This is a genomic window from Noviherbaspirillum sp. ST9 (assembly GCF_048799745.1).
Classification (GTDB): Bacteria; Pseudomonadota; Gammaproteobacteria; order Burkholderiales; family Burkholderiaceae_D; genus Noviherbaspirillum.
On the sequence record NZ_JBLWFR010000009.1, the window covers coordinates 15187 to 33470 of the forward strand.

An 18284-nucleotide genomic window follows, 5' to 3' on the forward strand; every position below is an offset into this window, starting at 1 on the left:
ATGAAGAATGACAAGAGAGAGAACCAGCAGCTCAGCAAGGCATCCGCGCGCGGCGTGCAGGTCCAGGTGCAGGGGCTCTGGAAAGCCTACGGCGGACGGCATGTGCTGAAGGCTGTCGATTTGCATATCGCGGCGGGGGAATTCGTCGCTGTGGTAGGGCGCAGTGGTTGCGGCAAGAGCACGCTGCTGCGCCTGGTGTCCGGCCTGGAAACCACGGACAACGGCCGCATCGTGTTCGGTTCGCAGTACGACCCGCCGCGTGCGCCGGAGATCCGCGTGATGTTCCAGGACTCGCGCCTGCTGCCGTGGCAGCGCGTGCTCGATAACGTTGCGCTGGGACTGGACGGCGCAAGGGATAAGGCGCTGCAGGCCCTGAAGAACGTCGGCCTCGAGGATCGGGCGAAAGAGTGGCCCGCAGTGCTGTCCGGCGGGCAGCGCCAGCGTGTCGCCCTTGCCCGCGCGCTTGTCCATGAGCCCGCTTTGCTGTTGCTCGACGAACCGCTCGGCGCCCTCGACGCGCTGACGCGTATCGAGATGCAGCAACTGATCGAATCCTTGTGGCAGGAGCGTGGCTTCACCGCCGTGCTGGTCACGCACGATGTGCAGGAAGCCATCGCGTTGGCCGACCGCGTCATCCTGATCGAGGACGGGCAGATCGCCCTTGACGAACGCATCTCGCTGCCGCGACCACGCGCCAGGGGCAGCGCCACATTCGCGCAGTTGGAGGAATACGTGCTCTCGCGGGTCCTCCGGCATCCCGCTTCAAAACCGGACACGGCACTGGGCGACGTGTCCCTGCTGAAAACCGTCAACCAGGTCGCATGGGCGATCTGACACACACTTTTTGAAACCGCTCACTTAGAGGAGAAATCATGAGCATCCAGGCAATCAATGTACGCAACCAGTTCCGCGGCAAGGTCAAGGCCATCATCGACGGCCCCGTCGTTTCCGAGGTCGATGTCGAGACCCCGGCCGGCATCGTGACTTCCGTCATTACCACCCGCTCGGTACGCGACCTCGGGCTCGAGCCCGGCGTCGAAGTCGTCGCCCTGGTCAAGGCGACGGAAGTATCGATCGCAAAGCTCTGATTTCGAGGACGGAGGCCCTGCCATGCCTGCTGCCATTCCTTATCCCGGCCTGGAACACTATCTGTCCCGCCTGTACGGCACGGCGCAGGCGGGTACCCGTGTCTGGAAAGATGCGGACGGACGCGCGACCGGACGCTACTTCAACTCCACGCTGACAAGTGCATTCCAGCCCATCCGCAGGCTGGACGGCAACGAGGTGATCGGATACGAAGGATTCGCCCGCAGCCATTCCGGCTCGGACCAGGGCCTCTGTCTGTGGAAGCTGCTCGACCATGCCGCCAATGATGACGAATCGGTCGAGCTCGACCGGCTGTGCCGCATGCTGCATGCGATCAATTTCTTCCGCCAGCCGGAGTCCGAAGGCGGCGATCTCTACCTGAGTGTCCATGCCCGGCTGCTGGCCGCGGTGGACGGAAACCATGGCACCGCTTTCAGCCGCATCCTCAAGGTGCTGGATCTTCCGCAGGAGCGCATCCTGCTGCAGTTGCCGGTGATCGTCGAGCACCAAGGCTGGCTGGCCAACTATGTTGCGGACAACTACCGCCGCAACGGCTTTCGCATTGGCGTCAATGCGGTGGACTCGCTTGAGGCGCTCAAGCTGCTCGACCATGTACGGCCGGAAGTGGTGAAGGTCGATACGCGGCAGACGCTCCACGACGGCCCCGCCCTGCGCCTGCTCGACCGGTGCGCGGCGCGGAATGTGCGCGTGATCTTCAAGCGCGTCGAACATGCGGACACGCTGGATACCTTGCGCAGGCTCGCCGCGGTCAGCGGCCTGCCGATCTACGCGCAGGGTTTCCTCTGGGACTTGCCGTCGTCATCGCTACCGGGTCCGTCGCAGGCTGCTGGAAAGCCGATGCCGCCCGCGCCAATACCGCGGGCGGCGGCCTGACCGGCTTTATTTCGGAATCAGGAAGACGCCTTTTTCCATGACGCGGAGGTCGGCGTTTTCCGTATCGCGTACGAGGAACCATACCGGGTTCGAACCAGGCGCCCCGGCGTCGGCAGGCACCCGCACGCGCACCGGAATGGCCTTGGTGGTGGCGCCGCTTACCTCGAAGGTCGTGTCAGACGAGATCGACACGCCGGGCGGGCCGTTGACTTCGACGTGGTACCGATGCGGGCGCTCATCGGTGTTCATGATCTGCAGCCGGTAGACGTTCTCGATCGCGCCTTCATCCACTTCGCGCGGCATGCCGCGGTCGCGGATCACGTCGACCTTCAGCGGCGTGCGGTGGGCGATCGACAGGCCGACGGCGAGGGTAACGCCAAGCAGGATCGCGGAATAGACCAGGGTGCGCACGCGCAGTACCCGGCGCCAGATATCGCGTCGCCCAAGACCGTTGGTGATCGCGTGCTGCGTTGTATAGCGGATCAGGCCCTTGTCGTAACCCATCTTCTGCATGACATCGTTGCAGCTGTCGACGCAGGCGGCGCACGCGATGCATTCGTACTGCAAGCCCTTGCGGATGTCGATGCCCGTCGGGCAGACATGCACGCACACGTTGCAGTCGATGCAGTCGCCCAGTCCCATTGCCGTCGGATTCGCTTTCTTGCTGCGCGCGCCGCGCGGTTCGCCGCGTTCCGCATCATAGGTAATGATGAGCGTGTCCTTGTCGAACATCGAACTCTGGAAGCGCGCGTAAGGGCACATGTACTTGCACACCTGTTCGCGCATGAAGCCGGCCTGGCCGTAGGTCGCGAAGCTGTAGAAGAAGATCCAGAAGGTTTGCCACGGTCCGAGGGAGAACGCCGCCACCTGCGCGGCAAGTCCGCGGATCGGGGTGAAGTAGCCGACGAAGGTGAATCCGGTCCAGCCCGCCACCGCCAGCCAGGCAGCATGCTTGGCGGTTTTCAGACCGAACTTGTGCAACGACATTGGCTGCTGGTCGAGACGGATGCGCGCCGTTCGATCCCCTTCGATCCTGCGTTCGATCCACAGGAAGATTTCCGTGTACACCGTCTGCGGGCAGGCATAACCGCAGAACAGCCGCCCGGCAATGGCGGTGAACAGGAAAAGTGAAAGTGCGGAGACCACGAGCAGCGCGGTGAGGTAGATGAAGTCCTGCGGCCAGAAAATCAGGCCGAAGAGATGGAATTTGCGCGCTTCAAGGTCAAACAGGACCGCCTGCCTGCCGTTCCACGACAGCCACGGCAGGCCATAGAAAATCACCTGCGTGATGCCCACCATGATCCAGCGCCACCCGGCGAACCATCCATGCACGGTTCGGGGATAGATCTTCTTGCGTGCTTCGTAGAGTCGCTGCTCGACGGCCTTCGGCTCGGCGGGCTTGATGGGGACGACTTTGAGATTGGACGTGGGCATGATTGGCACCTTGGGATTCGGGTTTCGTGTAATGACCCCTTATCCCGAGCGAAGGCAACATGCGTGCCAGTCGATCCGCGGGTTGCGCGGGCTGGAATTCAGTGATTAACCGGCGGATTGCGCGACAGACGGCGACGGAGGGGAGGATGGTCTGTCGGCTTGTTCTGCCACACTGGCAGTGTGGCAGTGCCAGAACCTCTCCCCGTCATTCCCGCCTTCGCGGGAATGACATGCAATCTTTGCGCACTTGCTCAGTCAACCCCAAGCGCCTTCAGCCGTCGATACAAGGTACGCTCGCTCACGCCCAGCGCGGCGGCGAGCTCGCGACGAGTGCCCCCGAATTCCGCCGCTGCTCGGCGGATCGCCTCGTCTTCCGGCACCGCCTTGCTGAGAGAAGGAAAGTAGGGCGCCTGCGCCGAAGCGTAGATATGCAATGGCTGCATGTTCAGGTCAGGCGGCAGGTGTTCCGGCCGGATCACATGGTCGTCGGCAAAGAGCAGCGCGCGTTCGAGCACATTGCGCAGTTCGCGCACGTTGCCGGGCCAGGGGTAGGCCTGTAGCCGCTTCATCGCCTCCGGGTCCACCGCGGTCCGCCCGATACCGGCACTGCGCTCGAGCATCGACTTCACCAGCAGAGGAATATCGTCGGCGCGTTCACGCAGCGCCGGCAGATGAATCGGGAAGGCGCTAATCCGGTAATACAAGTCCTGCCGGAACAGGCCTTCCGCCATCATTTCCTTCAGCGGCTTGTGGGTGGCCGCGACGAGCCGGAAATCGGCGCGCAAGGTTTCCACGCCGCCCACCCGGCGGAAGGTGCCCGACTCGATCAGGCGCAGCAGCTTGACCTGCATGGCCAGCGGTACATCGCCGATTTCGTCGAGGAAAAGCGTGCCACCTTGCGCCGTTTCCACCAGTCCGTGCTTGCGGACGTTGGCGCCGGTAAACGCCCCTTTTTCATGGCCGAAAAGTTCGCTTTCGAACAGCGTTTCGGTGAGGCCGGAACAGTCGACCACCACGAAGGGACCGCGGGTGCGTGCACTGGCTTCGTGCACTGCACGGGCGAACAATTCCTTGCCGGTGCCGGACTCGCCCTGCAGCAGTACGGGCAGCATCGAAGGCGCGACGCGGTGCAGGGCGGTCAGCGCTTCGTTGAACGCTGGCGCACAGCCGACCAGACCTTCGGCACTCGGGCGTGCCGACGCACTGCGCACGATCGACAGTCTTTCGACATACGCGACGACGTCGTGCCGGTCGTCGATGATCGGTCTCAACTCGACGTCTACATGCTCGGGGCCGCGCGGCGTATGGTGGATATGCATTACGCGATCGGGTCCGCGCTTTTCGAATGCCTTTTTCATCGGACAGTGTTCGCCGGCCTGGTCGCAGGGCATGTCGTAGCGGTGGGAGACGCGGAAGCACTTGTGGCCGACGTAGGTCCGCTCCGTCATGCCGAATTGCCGCTGGTAGGCGGTATTTGCAGCAAGAATGTTGTAGTCGGTGTCGAGGACGATCACCGGCTGCGCTTCCTGTTCAAGGAAGGAGATCAATGCCTGGACCTGCGGCGCGGTGCGCAGTGGATGGATGCTTTCAGAAGAGGATGCCGGCGTTTGCATGCGGACTCCGTTCAAGGCCTTATGCCTGTGTGCTGCCAATACTGTCACGAAATGCTGACACTGTCAGGACTTTGGGCGGTGCGGTGTGCGCGGAAAGAAAAAAACTGATGCCGATCAAGGCCTTGGCTTGTCACGCCCGCCGGATGCGACGTGGTATGCGTTTTGCAGTTGCTTGCCTGCCGACGCGCGGCAAGGGAGGCAAACATGAATGCAAACCGCAATCTTCAGGTGGAAGGTTTCTACGACACCGCAACCGGGACGGTGAGCTATATCGTCCTTGACCGTTCGTCGAGGCAGTGCGCGCTGATCGACACGGTGCTGGACTATGACCCGAAGGCGGGGCGCACCGATACCGTCTCCGCGGATCGGCTGGCAGCGCGCGTGCGCGAGTTGGGCGCCAACGTGCAATGGATCCTCGAGACGCATGTTCACGCGGATCACCTGACCGCTGCCGATTACCTGCGACGGCAGCTCGGCGGCAGGCTTGGCATCGGCCGCGGCATTACTGCCGTGCAGCAGGTATTCGGCCGCCTGTTCAATGCGGGCGATGACTTCGCCCACGACGGAAGCCAGTTCGACCACTTGTTCGGCGACGAAGAGAAGTTCAGCATCGGCGGGCTTGCGTGCCGTGTAATGCATACGCCCGGCCACACCTCAGCATGCATGACGTATGTGGTCGGGGACGGGGATGAAACCGTCGCCTTCGTGGGCGACACCCTGTTCATGCCGGATTTCGGTACGGCGCGTTGCGATTTCCCTGGCGGCGATGCCCGCACCCTGTACCGGTCGATCAACCGCGTGCTCAGCCTCCCGCCCCAAACCCGCCTCTACATGTGCCACGACTATCCGCCCGGCGGCAGGGAGGCGCAGTACGAGACGACCGTGGCCGACGAGCGTGAATCGAATATTCACGTCCGTAACGGCATCAGCGAGGATCAGTTCGTCGCCATGCGGTCGGCGCGTGATGCCACGTTGGATTTGCCTGTGCTGATGTTGCCGTCGGTACAAGTCAACATGCGTGCAGGGCAATTCCCGGAACCGGAGTCGAACGGCATTCGGTATCTCAAGATTCCGTTGGATGCGCTTTGAGTGTTGACTCCATGTACTAACAATGTTGATACGTAAGTACATTGTTATTACATTATCCGAATTCGTTCTAAGATCATGCGAAAAAAATCGTTCTTTTTATAACGAGAGGATGCAAATATCGCCCTTCATTAGCTGAATTTGTAATAAGGGCGGGTATGACCACACTTTCAATCACACCGCAGGCAAGGCGCCCCAACGCCGTGCGCGTCATTCCGGGCTTCCGGCTGGCGCTCGGTTTTACGCTGACTTATCTGGCGCTGATCGTCCTGATCCCCTTGTCGGCCGTCTTCCTGAAGACCTTCACGCTGACCTGGGAGGCATTCTGGACGGCGGTGACCAACGAGCGCGTGGTCGCCTCGTACAAGCTGACGTTCGGCGCGTCGCTGCTCGGCGCGCTGTTGAACGTCTTCTTCGGCGGCATCGTGGCCTGGGTGCTGGTGCGCTACCGCTTCCCGGGCAAGAAAATCATCGACGCACTGGTGGACCTGCCGTTCGCCCTGCCGACCGCCGTCGCCGGCATTGCCCTGACGGCGCTGTACTCGGCCAATGGCTGGATCGGCCGCTACCTCGAACCGCTCGGCATCAAGGTCGCCTTCACGCCGCTCGGCGTGCTGGTGGCGCTGACCTTCATCGGCCTGCCATTCGTCGTGCGCACCGTGCAACCTGTCCTGGAGGAAGCGGAACGCGAACTGGAAGAAGCCGCCGCCAGCCTCGGCGCCAACCGCCTGCAGACATTTGCAAAAGTGATCTTCCCGACCATCCTGCCCGCACTGCTGACCGGTTTCGCGCTGGCCTTCGCCCGCGCCACCGGCGAGTACGGCTCGGTGATCTTCATCGCCGGCAACATGCCGATGGTGTCCGAGATCACGCCCCTTTTCATCATCACCAAGCTGGAGCAGTACGACTACACCGGCGCCACCGCGATTGCCGTGGTGATGCTGCTGGTGTCCTTCGTCCTGCTGCTGACCATCAACCTGTTGCAAGCCTGGACCCGCAAGCGCGGCCGGGCGGAGAAAGTCTGATATGGCCGGAGCTGCTGCAACCCTACCGATTTCCATACCGGCGCGGGCTGAACCCGCCTATGCGCCGGCGGCCACTGTCGAACCCTTCTGGGTGCGCGCACTGCTGATCGGGATTGCGCTGACCTTCCTCACGCTGTTCCTGTTCGTCCCGCTGGCGGCCGTGTTTTCCGAAGCGCTGCGCAAAGGCTGGGATGCCTATCTCGCTGCCATCGTCGAGCCCGACGCCATCTCGGCCATCAAGCTCACGCTGCTTACCGCCGCCATCGCCGTGCCGCTCAACCTGGTCTTCGGCGTCGCCGCGGCCTGGACCATCGCCAAGTTCGAGTTCCGCGGCAAGAACGTGCTGCTCACCCTGATCGACCTGCCGTTCTCGGTGTCGCCGGTGATTTCGGGCCTGATCTATGTGCTGCTGTTCGGCGCCCAGGGCTGGTTCGGCGAATGGCTGCGCGAGCATGACATCAAGATCCTGTTCGCCGTCCCCGGCATCGTGCTGGCCACCATCTTCGTGACCTTTCCCTTCGTCGCGCGCGAACTGATTCCGCTGATGCAGGCGCAGGGTACGGAAGAGGAAGAGGCCGCGCTGGTCCTCGGCGCGTCCGGCTGGCGCACCTTCTGGCACGTGACGCTGCCCAACATCAAGTGGGGCCTGCTGTACGGCGTGATCCTGTGCAACGCCCGTGCGATGGGCGAGTTCGGCGCGGTGTCTGTGGTGTCCGGCCACATCCGCGGTGAAACCAACACCATGCCGCTGCAGGTGGAAATCCTCTACAACGAATACAACTTCGCGGCTGCGTTCGCGGTGGCATCGCTGCTCGCATTGCTCGCACTGGTCACGCTCGCGCTCAAGACCTTCGTCGAATGGCGCGCCGCCGACAGCAACCTGCAACCGCTACACGAGGGACAGTAATCATGGGAATCGACGTCAAGAACATCAACAAGCGTTTCGGCAGTTTCGTAGCACTCGACAACGTTTCGCTCAATTTCCCGCCGGGCGAACTGACGGCATTGCTCGGACCCTCCGGCTGCGGCAAGACCACCCTGCTGCGCATCATCGCCGGACTGGAGCAGCCGGATTCCGGCCAGGTCTTCCTCGACGGCGAGGATGCGTCGGGCAGCCATGTGCGCGAGCGCCAGGTCGGCTTCGTGTTCCAGCACTATGCGCTGTTCAAGCACATGACCGTGTTCGAGAACATCGCCTTCGGCCTGCGGGTGAAGCCGCGCAACCAGCGCCCCTCCGAATCCGAGATCCGCAAGAAAGTGATGTCGCTGCTGGAGCTGGTGCAGCTCGACTGGCTGGCGGACCGCTACCCGCCGCAACTCTCCGGCGGCCAGCGCCAGCGTATTGCGCTGGCCCGCGCGCTGGCCGTCGAACCGCGCGTGCTGCTGCTGGACGAACCCTTCGGCGCACTCGATGCCAAGGTGCGCAAGGAACTGCGCCGCTGGCTGCGCCGCCTGCATGACGAATTGCACGTCACCAGCATCTTCGTCACCCATGACCAGGAAGAGGCGCTGGAAGTTGCCGACCAGGTCGTGCTGATGAACAAGGGCAAGGTCGAGCAGATCGGCTCGCCGGACCAGGTGTACAACCAGCCGGCATCGCCCTTCGTGTACGGCTTCCTCGGCAACGTCAACCTGTTCCACGGACGCGTGCACGAAGGCGTGCTGGACGCCGGCGGCGTCACGCTCGACGCGCCCGACCACGCGGAAGCACGCGATGCGCAAGGCGTCGGCTTTGTCCGCCCGCACGACATCGAAGTCGAGCGCTATACCGCCGACGCGGAAGGCATCGTTGCCCGCCTGCGCCGCGCGCACGCGATCGGCCCGCTGGCGCAGCTCGAACTTGAGCGCGCCGACAATGCCCAGATGATCGAAGCGGTCATCTCCACCGAGCGCTACGCGCAGCTCGCGCTGCAGGAAGGCGAAGCGCTCATCGTCCGTCCGAGGCGCCTGCGCGTCTTCGTCGACGAAGCGGTCTGACGGGAGATAGCATGAACTTTCAGCAATTACGATCGGTTCGCGAAGCCGCCCGCCGTGGCTACAACCTGACCGAAGTCGCCAATGTGCTCTTCACCTCCCAGCCTGGCGTGAGCCGACAGATCCGCGAACTGGAAGAGGAACTGGGCGTCGAGATTTTCGAACGCAACGGCAAGCGCTTGACCGGCCTGACCGACCCCGGCAAGGGCATCCTGCAGATCATCGAACGCCTGCTGCTGGAAGCGGAAAACCTGCGCCAGGCCAGCCGCGAATATGCCGGCGAGCGCAGCGGCACGCTGGCCGTCGCTACCACCCACACCCAGGCGCGCTACGTGCTGCCGCACGTGGTGCAGGCCTTCCGCAATGCCTTCCCGGATGTGCGCATCGCCCTGCAGCAAAGCTCGCCGGAACATATTGCCGAATGGGTCATGTCCGGGAAAGCCGACATCGGCATCGCCACCGAGGGCTTGAGCCAGTTCGAGGACCTGGTGTCCTTCCCGTGCTACAGCTGGAGCCACATGGTCGTCGTGCCGGAATCCCATCCGCTGGCGGAGCTGAGATCGGTCACGCTTGCCGACCTGGCTGCGCATTCCCTGATCACTTACGACGTCGGTTTCACCGGCCGCAGCCATATCGACGATGCATTTGCCGAAGCCGGCATCGACACGGACATCGTCCTGACGGCGATGGATTCGGATGTGATCCAGCAGTATGTGTCCCTTGGCCTGGGAGTGGGCATCGTGGCGTCGATGGCGGTGGAAAACAACCTTGCGCCTGGGCTGAAGGCAATCGAAGCGGCGCATCTGTTCGCCCCCAACGTTACCCGTCTGGCAGTGCGGCGGGGAGCGTATCTTCGGGCTTATACCTATGAGTTCATCCTGCGCTTTGCGCCGGGTTTGAGACGCTCGGATATTGAGACGGCGTTGAGTGCGGCTGGCTGAGAGAGCAGGTGAGCGGGAGAGGAGGTCGATCGCATGACTGACTACCCCCGTCATTCGCGCCTTCGCGGGAATGACGGGGTGCTTTTTGCAATAAACCAAACGTAGCTTCCCGCATACAGGAGGCTTCGACATTGAAGGCATCGCACGATGCCCCTCCATCACTTGCGACCAGGCATAAACCGTTATCATTCCGTAACCATCTCTCATGGTCACAGCGATGCAAACGGACATGCAACCCCAAAGAAAAATCACCCTCATCACCCTCGCGATTGTCGTCACACTCGCTATCACGAGCATCCTCAGCCCCTGGTGGATCCTCCACCGCATGCGTTCCGCCATCGAGTCCCGCGACTACAACGCCTTCTCGTCCCATGTCGATTACCCCTCCCTCCACGCAAGTTTCAAGAGCCAGATGCTTGCCAGCACGAAGAAGGACAGCGAAAGTCTCCTCGGTGCATTAAGCGAAGGCATCCTGGGAACACTCACCGGTACCGCGCTCGACGTCGTGCTCGGTGCACCGGGCGTCATCGAAATGATCAACCAGGGCACACCGAGAATCACGCGCGCGGTCATCTCGAGCGCCATCACCAAAGTGCCCTCGGCGGAAGCACCACCGGCCGACCTGAAGGCAACATATCGCGGATGGAACAAGGTCGCCTTCCGTGGCGCGGGTGCCGCCGAGGAAGAGGGCAGCTTCATCCTCATCCGCACAGGCCCATGGAGCTGGAAACTGGCGGAGGTCGAACTTCCCGAAAGTTGAGGGTCCTGCAGACATCCCCGAATGAACAATAAAATAACCCCCGGCTCAAACCATCATCGACAACCAGTCCGTTTCAACCCAGCAACGACTCCCATGCACATCACCTCCAAAACAGCATCCGCCACGCGCCACGGAAGACGCGCCCTGATCAAGACCATGCTCGCTACCGTCGCGCTGTCCTGCGGGGCATTTGCCGTCCAAGCGCAGACCTGGCCCGCCAATCCCATCAAGATGATCATCCCGTTCCCTCCGGGCGGCGGCACCGACATCCTGTCGCGCATCGTTTCCAACAAGCTCGCCGAGACCAACAAGTGGACCATCGTCGCCGACAACCGCGGCGGCGCGGGCGGCACCATCGGCCTGGCCGAAGCAGCCAAGGCCGCGCCCAACGGCTATACCGTCGTGATGGGCCAGAAGGACAACATGGCGGTTGCGCCGTGGCTGTACAAGAGCCTCGCCTATGACCCCCTCAAGGATTTCACGCCTGTCGCGCACGTCGCCTACACGCCGGTGGTCATCGTCACCGCCGCCAACTCCAAATTCAAGACGCTGGCCGATGTGGTGAACGCGGCACGCGGCGCTCCCGGCACCATCACGTATGGTTCGCCCGGCAACGGCACCACCATCCACCTCGCCGGTGAAGAGCTCAACGCGGCTGCCAGAATCAAGCTGGTGCATGTGCCCTACAAGGGATCGAGCCCGGCGATGGTCGATGCCATCAGCGGAACGCTGGACCTCGCGCTGTCGTCGGTTCCCTCCGCGCTAAGCCAGATCAAGGCAGGCAAGCTGCGCGCCCTGGCCGTCACATCCGCTACACGGAGCACGTCGCTGCCCGACGTCCCGACGGTCGCGGAATCGGGCTACAAGGGCTTCGACGTCAGCACCTGGTATGGCCTCTTCGTGCCGGCCGGGACGCCGAAAGACGTCGTCGCACGCCTCAATGGCGAAGTGAACAAGCTGCTGGAGACGCCCGAGATGAAGAATGCGATCCACGCGCAAGGTGCGGAACCGCAGGCAATGTCACCGGAGAAGTTCTCGGCGCTGCTGCAGAAGGATCACGGCAGCATGCGGGAGGTTGTGAAGGAAGCCGGCGTGAAGATCGAATAGCGCCGGCGTCGCGCGGCGTGCCGAGCCGACACATATAAGGACCAGTGATGTCAGGTAACACCAGACAGAAGTGGGAATCCATGTGACGGTGGCATAGAGTGGTGTCTTCAAACGCACTTACTCTGAAAGGCACGCCATGAGCGCACTAGCACACCCATTAAGCCATGCACGGGTGGCTGACAAAAGGACCACGACGTCGAGCCAACGCACGCTCGGAGCCACGGTGGCAATGATTCTTGAAATCCTGACCAAATCCATGGAAATGGTCCGCGCAGTGCCGCATACCGGCCGCGTGTCCGAGCAAGAAATGGCAAAAGTTCGGGCGATTGCCGATACCCTGTAAACGTTGTTCTGCCGACCCGTCGACGACACGCAACGGGTAGCAGGCCCCCGCAGATGGGGCAAGGCCAGCGATTCCTCTTTGTCCTGGCTCCTTGGATAACGCCGCGCACGGTTCCAGCAGCGCGGCGTTGTTACATTCACTCTGTCCCACACAAAGCGCGCGGCGCGTTTACCGCGCACGGGCGATTGAGGTTTGCGGCACGTCATGAGAGACTTCCGTCTCGACTTATCTCCGTTTCCGCTACGTCATGACTGTAAAAACCGTCTTTCACCACACTCTGGCACCCGGCAAGACGCTCGCCGTCATGGGCGCCGTGCACGGCAATGAAATTTGCGGACCGGCCGCCATCACGCGCCTGATGTCTGATCTCGACAGCGGTGTCGTCGTCCTGCAACGCGGCACCCTGCAGCTGATGCCGATCGCCAATCCGCGCGCCTATGCGCAGAAAACGCGTTTCGTCGAACGCAACCTGAACCGCTATCTCTACCCGAAGGACGAGAAGAAGCACTACGAAGACCATCTCGATCCGGTGGTCTGCGGCTTTCTCGACCGCGCCGACGTATTGCTCGACTTGCATTCCTACGCCTCGCAAGGCGGCCCGTTCGTTTTCCTTGGCGGATCCCAGTCACGGCCGGAGGAGGTCGACTTTGCGCGCGCACTCGGCGTGCGCGACTTCGTCTGCGGCTGGGCCGAGGCCTTTGGCAGCGGTGGAAAGGGCGGTGACAAGGAATCGCAGGGAACGACCGAATACGCCCGTGCGAACGGTGCGCTGGCGGTGACGCTCGAATGCGGCCATCACCACAATGCCGACGCGGCCGACGTCGGATATCGCGCCATCCTCAGGGCACTGGCGCATTTCGACATGCTCGCGCCCGACTGCGCGGCGGCACGCTCGCTCGACGCTGGTGTCGCCCTTGCGTCGCAGCAGTGCGTCTGGATGAAAAGCGTTTTCTACAAGGACGCCGATGTCGCCTTCGTCAAGCCATGGCAGCACTTCGACCGTGTGGCGCGCGGGGACGTCCTCGCCAGCGGTCCCAAGGGCGAGCTCGTGGCGCCGGAGGATGGGCATGTCATCCTGCCCAAGGCGAGTGCTGCGACGGGGGATGAATGGTTCTTCTTTGGCACGCCGGGGAAGTTTCCGGGGGCGTGATCCCGCAGCGGATTTGCACGATTTTCGTCTCGGCTTAATCCCGTGCCGCCATGCGCAAGATCGCGTCGATGCTCTGCTCGACGTCGGCTTCCGTTGTCGCCCAGGAGATGACACTGATCCGCATTGCCGTCCGGCCTTGCCACAACGTGTTGCCGCACCAGCACGTCCCATCAGCCTGGATATCCTGGATCACACGCAGCGTCTTTTCCGGGCTGCCAAAGGAAACCAGGACCTGGTTGAGCACGACGTCATTGATCACTTCATATCCCGCCGCCGTCAGGGCCTCGGCAAAGCGTCGGGCATGTGCACAGGTCCGTTCAATCATTCCGGCCAATCCGCTGCGCCCCAATGAATGCAGCGCCGCCCAGACCTCGACACCGCGCGCGCGCCGCGAGAGCTCCGGCGTAAAGTCTCCCGGATTGCGGTGATTGCTGACCGTCGGCAGGTAATCCGCTGTGATTGCCATCGCAGCCCGTAACGCATCCGGGTCACGAACGAAGGCGATTCCGCTGTCGTAAGGCACATTGAGCCACTTGTGGGCGTCGGTCGCCCAGGAGTCGGCATCCTCGATTCCCTCGACAAGATGCGCGCGGGAGGGTGCTGCGGCGGCCCACAAACCGAACGCACCGTCCACATGCACCCAGGCGCCTGCCTCGCGCGCCCGCCGGCAAATTTCCTGGACCGGATCGACGGCGCCCGTATTGACGTTGCCTGCCTGTACGCAAACGATGGAGCGGTCCGTCAACGGCGGAAGCGCATCGAGGCGCATCGCGCCATCGCTGTCCACCGGAACCGCAAGGACACGCTTTCGGCCCAAGCCAAGGATCGCGAGGGACTTCAGCAGGGTAGGATGTGCCTCCGCACCGACAATCACCTCCAGCGGCGGCGCCCCGAACAAGCCGCTCCCTTCCGCATCCCAGCCCGTCTTTGCGAGGAGGGAATGCCTCGCCGCGGCAAGCGCGGCAAGATGGGCCACACTTGTCCCCGTGACAAAGGCGCCGCCACAATCCGGCGGCAACCTGAGCACGTCGAGCAGCCAGCGCAAGGCAACCTGTTCAAGCACCGCCGTCGCCGGGGTGACGTTGTAGTACGCGCTGTTTTGATCCCATGCGTTGGCAAGCCAGTTGGCGGCCAGGGCGGCCGGCAGCGACCCTCCAATGACAAAGCCGAAAAAGCGCGGCCCCGCCATGCCCATTGTTGCTGGAGAGCCATACGTATCCAGCGTGTGCAAGACCGTTTCGGGACTGACCGGATCCTCCGGAAGCGGAATATCCAGTTCGCGCAGGCGTGCCACGGCTTCCGCGGAAGGAGCAACAGCGCGATGCGGCAATCCGTCGAGATAGGCAATGGCACGCTGCGCTGTGGCGGTCAACAGTTCTCTCATGGCAAGGTCTCCATTATTTGCTCAAGGCAAGGTGTTGTGATCGGGTATGGCTTCTCTCAGGGTAGAGCGCGCCTGCAGAGACGCAATGAAATACTTTGGATTCCTCACGGGCACTTTTTCATCGCTGTCCGGTCTGCATCATTTCACCGCGCCGGCAACAGGATGCGGGCGTTTCCATTTCATCACCGCGCCGCGAGCGCGGACATAGAGCCAGAGGACGACATCCATGAACGCAGTGCTGCAGCCACGTTTACCCCAATTCGATACCGCCGAGATCATGGGCGGCCTGTACGGTGACGGCATCATCGGACTCAAGGGCGCGTTCGACCGGCCGTGGGTGCAGAAGCTGCGCGAAGATATCGACGGCCTGTTCACGGAAGCACTGCGGCGCCCCGGCGGCGCATTGGCACGGGGCCCGAATCGCTTCTACGTCGAGGTCCACCCGGAGCGCCTGCGCGGCTTCTCCGACCTCATCACCCATCCGTGGGTGACCGCCGTCTGCGAGTCCATCCTTGGCCCCGACTACAAGATCGTGGAAGTCGGTTTCGACGTGCCCGGCCCGGGATCGGCCGACCAGCCCTGGCATCGCGACTTTCCATCTCCCGACGCCACCAGCAGCGGACGCCGGCTGAACTCGCTCGCCTTCAACATCACGACAGTTGACGTCACGGAAGAAATGGGTCCCTTCGAAATCGCCCCCGGCACGCAATGGGATGATCTGAGCGCTTGCGACAGCGGGATGTTTCCACCGAAGTCGATGTGGCACCGTTACGAAGCGCGGGCGCAGAAAAAGATGCCGAAGATGGGCGACATCTCCGCCCGCTCCGCACTTACCATTCATCGCGGCACGGCAAACCGGTCAAACCAGTCGCGGCCTGTACTCGTATTGGGTGTCGATGCGCCCGACGCGCGCAATGCGGAAAAACACGACCTGCAGGTGACGAGGCCGTACTTTGACAGACTGCCTCACGAGGTGCGGCGGCATCTTGCTTGTCGCGTAGTGGATGAGCTTGAGTCGATCACGCAAGCGCACACGATCGCGGGCCTGGTGATGGGGATGAGCGGCGAGTAAAGTGGCCGCGGCAGCACTGCACGGGGAGAGCAGTGCCGTCGTGATTACAGTACGTGCTCGAGGAAAGCCCGCGTCCGCGCGTGCTGCGGATTCGAGAACATCTCCGCCGGATTGCCGGCCTCCACGATCTCACCCTTGTCCATGAACACCACGCGCGTCGAAACATCCCGCGCAAAGTTCATTTCATGGGTGACGACCAGCATGGTCATGTGCTCGTCGGCCAGCTGGCGCATGGCGCGCAGGACTTCGCCGGTGAGCTCGGGATCGAGGGCCGAGGTCGGTTCGTCGAACAGCATCAGGTCGGGTTCCATCGCCAGCGCGCGGGCAATGGCGACGCGCTGCTTCTGTCCGCCCGAGAGCTGCGACGGATAGCTGTCGCTCTTGTTCAGCAGATCGACCTTGCGCAGCAGGGCCTCGGCCTTGGGCACGATCTCGTCGCGGCGCATGCCTTTCACGGTCATCGGCGCCTCGATGATGTTGTCGAGGACGGTGAGGTGGGGGAAGAGATTGAAGTGCTGGAACACCATGCCCATCCTGCTGCAGATCCGGCGCACGTCGGCGGAAGGCACATAGCGGCAGGCGCCGTCGCCAGCGGTCGTCGCCAGCGTTTCGCCCTCAATGGCGAGATGGCCGCTGTCGATCTTTTCGAGGTGGTTGAGGCAGCGCAGGAAAGTACTCTTGCCCGAACCGGAAGGGCCGATCAGGGCGACCACATCGCCCTTCCGCACATCCAGCGAAATGCCCTTCAAGACTTCCAGGTGTCCGAAGCTCTTGCGAATGTCGCGCGCCTGAATCATCAGCATCGGTTCCACGGCATCATCCTTCATAGACGGCATAACGTTTTTCCAGGCGATGGAAGCCCCAGGTCAGCACCAGGGTCATGATCAGGTAGAACGCGGCGGCGACCACGAACGGCATGGTGGTGAAGTCGCGCTGCACGATACCGCGCGCCGCACGGAGCAGGTCGTTCATTGCCAGCACGTAGATCAGCGAGGTGTCCTTGACGAGGGTGATCGTCTCGTTGCTGACCGGCGCCAGGATGCGCTTGATGACCTGCGGCAGGATGATCCTTCGCATGGTCTGCACATAATTCATGCCCAGCACCTGCGACGCCTCGTACTGCCCGCGATCCACCGACTGGATGCCGGAGCGGAAGATCTCCGCGAAATAGGCCGCGTAGTTGAGCGTGAACGCCACGATAGCAGCGGGGAAGTCCGGCAGGCGAATGCCGACGACCGGCACCCAGGGCAGCGCGAAGTAGATGAACAGCATCTGCAGCATCAGCGGCGTGCCGCGCATCAGCCAGATATAGCCGCTGACGACGCCGCTCGCGGCGCGGAAATGGGAGACGCGGATCAGCGCCAGCGCAAGGCCCAGCGGAACCGAGAGCACCAGCGTGATGAAAAAGACCTTCAGGGTGACCACGCTGCCATCCAGCAGCGGACCCATGATTTCAAAGAGGTAGTTCATGTTGCTGGCCCGCTGACCCGGCGCGGGGCCGGGTCATGCAGGCAGTAAGGCCCGCCGGAGCGGGCAGTCTTATTTGACGATGTTCTTGCCGAACCACTGGGTCGAGATACGCTCGGCCGCGCCGTCCTTCTTCATGTCGTCGAGCGCCTTGTCCAGCTTGCCCAGCAGCGCCGTGTCGTCCTTGCGCACGCCCACGCCGTACTCTTCGGTGCCGAAGTGCTCGTCCAGTACGACGTATTCGCCCGGCTTCTTGGACGTGTAGTAGCGGCCGACCACCTCATCGACCACGAGCGCATCGAGACGGCCCGTGCTCACATCCATCAGGGCCGCGACGTTGTCGCCAAACTTGCGCAGCTCCTTCAGGCCCTTCGCCGCCTCATCCTTCTGGATGGCTTCGACGGCGCTGCTGCCTTCCTGCACGCCGACGACCTTGCCATTCAGGTCGGCCTTGGTCTTGATCGGCGACGCGGCCGTCACGATGATGATCTGGCGGTTCTCGAGATAGGGCGCGGTAAAGGCGATCTGTTCCTTGCGCTTCTCGGTGATGGTCAGGCCGTTCCACAGTACGTCGACGCGCTTGCCGCCGAGTTCGGCTTCTTTCGCGCTCCATTCGATCGGCTTGAATTCCACCTCGACGCCGAGGCGCTTGCCGGCTTCGCGCGCCAGGTCGATGTCAAAGCCGACCAGCTCGTTCGACTTCGCGTCGCGGAAACCCATCGGGGGGAAGTTGTCATCCAGGCCGATGACGATCTTGGTGGCGGCGGCGGGTGCCGAAGCAGCCGGTGCCGGAGACTTGTCGCAAGCGGACAGGAGGGCGCCCGCAACGAGGGCTGCGGAAAGCAGGGAAAGCGTTTTCTTCATGGGAGTTTTTCGGAAATCGAAATGGGCAAACGCGCGATTATTCCACAAAGTCGCGCGCTTTCCGATCAGTAATGCTACGGGAGA

At 62.7% G+C, this 18284-nt stretch carries 19 protein-coding genes; 13 read left to right on the forward strand and 6 right to left on the reverse strand.

Going from position 1 to position 18284, the window contains the following annotated elements; genetic code table 11:
- From ACNOHI_RS20145 to ACNOHI_RS20155, 3 genes are read left to right on the forward strand one after another with little or no spacing between them, the layout of a single operon-like run.
- A complete protein-coding gene (locus ACNOHI_RS20145) occupies nucleotides 1-834 on the forward strand; it encodes an ATP-binding cassette domain-containing protein (RefSeq protein WP_420476492.1) in 834 nt (277 codons plus the stop codon).
- Between the two features lie 38 nt (nucleotides 835-872).
- Nucleotides 873-1088: a TOBE domain-containing protein gene (locus ACNOHI_RS20150; protein WP_420476493.1), complete on the forward strand. Its 216-nt coding sequence runs from the start codon at nucleotides 873-875 to the stop codon at nucleotides 1086-1088.
- 22 nt (nucleotides 1089-1110) lie between these two features.
- Complete coding sequence (locus tag ACNOHI_RS20155) at nucleotides 1111-1980, forward strand: EAL domain-containing protein (RefSeq protein ID WP_420476494.1); 870 nt, start codon at nucleotides 1111-1113, stop codon at nucleotides 1978-1980.
- Nucleotides 1981-1986: 6 nt separating this feature from the next.
- Here ACNOHI_RS20155 and ccoG read toward each other — a convergent pair whose 3' ends face one another.
- The gene (ccoG, locus tag ACNOHI_RS20160; RefSeq protein WP_420476495.1) at nucleotides 1987-3414 is read right to left on the reverse strand and encodes a cytochrome c oxidase accessory protein CcoG; all 1428 of its coding nucleotides are present in this window, start codon (nucleotides 3412-3414) and stop codon (nucleotides 1987-1989) included.
- A 251-nt stretch (nucleotides 3415-3665) separates the two neighbouring features.
- The gene (locus ACNOHI_RS20165; protein WP_420476496.1) at nucleotides 3666-5027 is read right to left on the reverse strand and encodes a sigma-54 interaction domain-containing protein; all 1362 of its coding nucleotides are present in this window, start codon (nucleotides 5025-5027) and stop codon (nucleotides 3666-3668) included.
- A 204-nt stretch (nucleotides 5028-5231) separates the two neighbouring features.
- Between ACNOHI_RS20165 and ACNOHI_RS20170 the strand changes: the two genes are divergently transcribed.
- From ACNOHI_RS20170 to ACNOHI_RS20210, 9 genes are all read left to right on the forward strand, one after another.
- Nucleotides 5232-6116, forward strand: coding sequence for an MBL fold metallo-hydrolase (locus ACNOHI_RS20170; protein WP_420476497.1), 885 nt, complete (start codon nucleotides 5232-5234; stop codon nucleotides 6114-6116).
- A 155-nt stretch (nucleotides 6117-6271) separates the two neighbouring features.
- Nucleotides 6272-7138 (forward strand): sulfate ABC transporter permease subunit CysT, encoded by an 867-nt coding sequence (gene cysT / locus ACNOHI_RS20175; RefSeq protein ID WP_420476498.1) that lies wholly within the window; start codon nucleotides 6272-6274, stop codon nucleotides 7136-7138.
- Between the two features lies 1 nt (nucleotide 7139).
- Nucleotides 7140-8045 (forward strand): sulfate ABC transporter permease subunit CysW, encoded by a 906-nt coding sequence (gene cysW, locus ACNOHI_RS20180; protein ID WP_420476499.1) that lies wholly within the window; start codon nucleotides 7140-7142, stop codon nucleotides 8043-8045.
- A 2-nt stretch (nucleotides 8046-8047) separates the two neighbouring features.
- Nucleotides 8048-9115 carry a sulfate/molybdate ABC transporter ATP-binding protein gene (locus tag ACNOHI_RS20185; RefSeq protein WP_420476500.1) on the forward strand — a complete coding sequence of 356 codons (1068 nt, stop codon included), beginning with the start codon at nucleotides 8048-8050 and terminating at the stop codon, nucleotides 9113-9115.
- An 11-nt stretch (nucleotides 9116-9126) separates the two neighbouring features.
- Nucleotides 9127-10053 carry a CysB family HTH-type transcriptional regulator gene (locus ACNOHI_RS20190; RefSeq protein WP_420476501.1) on the forward strand — a complete coding sequence of 309 codons (927 nt, stop codon included), beginning with the start codon at nucleotides 9127-9129 and terminating at the stop codon, nucleotides 10051-10053.
- Nucleotides 10054-10282: 229 nt separating this feature from the next.
- The gene (locus ACNOHI_RS20195) at nucleotides 10283-10813 is read left to right on the forward strand and encodes a DUF2939 domain-containing protein (RefSeq protein ID WP_420476502.1); all 531 of its coding nucleotides are present in this window, start codon (nucleotides 10283-10285) and stop codon (nucleotides 10811-10813) included.
- Between the two features lie 93 nt (nucleotides 10814-10906).
- A complete protein-coding gene (locus ACNOHI_RS20200; RefSeq protein WP_420476503.1) occupies nucleotides 10907-11920 on the forward strand; it encodes a Bug family tripartite tricarboxylate transporter substrate binding protein in 1014 nt (337 codons plus the stop codon).
- Nucleotides 11921-12056: 136 nt separating this feature from the next.
- Nucleotides 12057-12263: a hypothetical protein gene (locus ACNOHI_RS20205; protein ID WP_420476504.1), complete on the forward strand. Its 207-nt coding sequence runs from the start codon at nucleotides 12057-12059 to the stop codon at nucleotides 12261-12263.
- Nucleotides 12264-12510: 247 nt separating this feature from the next.
- Nucleotides 12511-13413, forward strand: coding sequence for a succinylglutamate desuccinylase/aspartoacylase family protein (locus tag ACNOHI_RS20210; RefSeq protein WP_420476505.1), 903 nt, complete (start codon nucleotides 12511-12513; stop codon nucleotides 13411-13413).
- Between the two features lie 34 nt (nucleotides 13414-13447).
- Here the strand turns inward: ACNOHI_RS20210 and ACNOHI_RS20215 are convergent, their stop codons facing one another.
- Nucleotides 13448-14797, reverse strand: coding sequence for a pyridoxal phosphate-dependent decarboxylase family protein (locus tag ACNOHI_RS20215; protein WP_420476506.1), 1350 nt, complete (start codon nucleotides 14795-14797; stop codon nucleotides 13448-13450).
- A gap of 226 nt (nucleotides 14798-15023) precedes the next feature.
- Between ACNOHI_RS20215 and ACNOHI_RS20220 the strand changes: the two genes are divergently transcribed.
- The gene (locus tag ACNOHI_RS20220; protein ID WP_420476507.1) at nucleotides 15024-15869 is read left to right on the forward strand and encodes a phytanoyl-CoA dioxygenase family protein; all 846 of its coding nucleotides are present in this window, start codon (nucleotides 15024-15026) and stop codon (nucleotides 15867-15869) included.
- 44 nt (nucleotides 15870-15913) lie between these two features.
- Here the strand turns inward: ACNOHI_RS20220 and ACNOHI_RS20225 are convergent, their stop codons facing one another.
- The 3 genes from ACNOHI_RS20225 to ACNOHI_RS20235 all read right to left on the reverse strand — a co-directional run bounded on the left by ACNOHI_RS20225 (nucleotide 15914) and on the right by ACNOHI_RS20235 (nucleotide 18200).
- Nucleotides 15914-16705: an amino acid ABC transporter ATP-binding protein gene (locus ACNOHI_RS20225; protein WP_420476508.1), complete on the reverse strand. Its 792-nt coding sequence runs from the start codon at nucleotides 16703-16705 to the stop codon at nucleotides 15914-15916.
- Nucleotides 16686-17339: an amino acid ABC transporter permease gene (locus ACNOHI_RS20230; RefSeq protein WP_420476509.1), complete on the reverse strand. Its 654-nt coding sequence runs from the start codon at nucleotides 17337-17339 to the stop codon at nucleotides 16686-16688. The genes ACNOHI_RS20225 and ACNOHI_RS20230 overlap by 20 nt, the downstream gene beginning before the upstream one ends.
- Before the next feature lie 69 nt (nucleotides 17340-17408).
- Complete coding sequence (locus ACNOHI_RS20235) at nucleotides 17409-18200, reverse strand: amino acid ABC transporter substrate-binding protein (RefSeq protein ID WP_420476510.1); 792 nt, start codon at nucleotides 18198-18200, stop codon at nucleotides 17409-17411.
- Nucleotides 18201-18284: the final 84 nt, after the last annotated feature.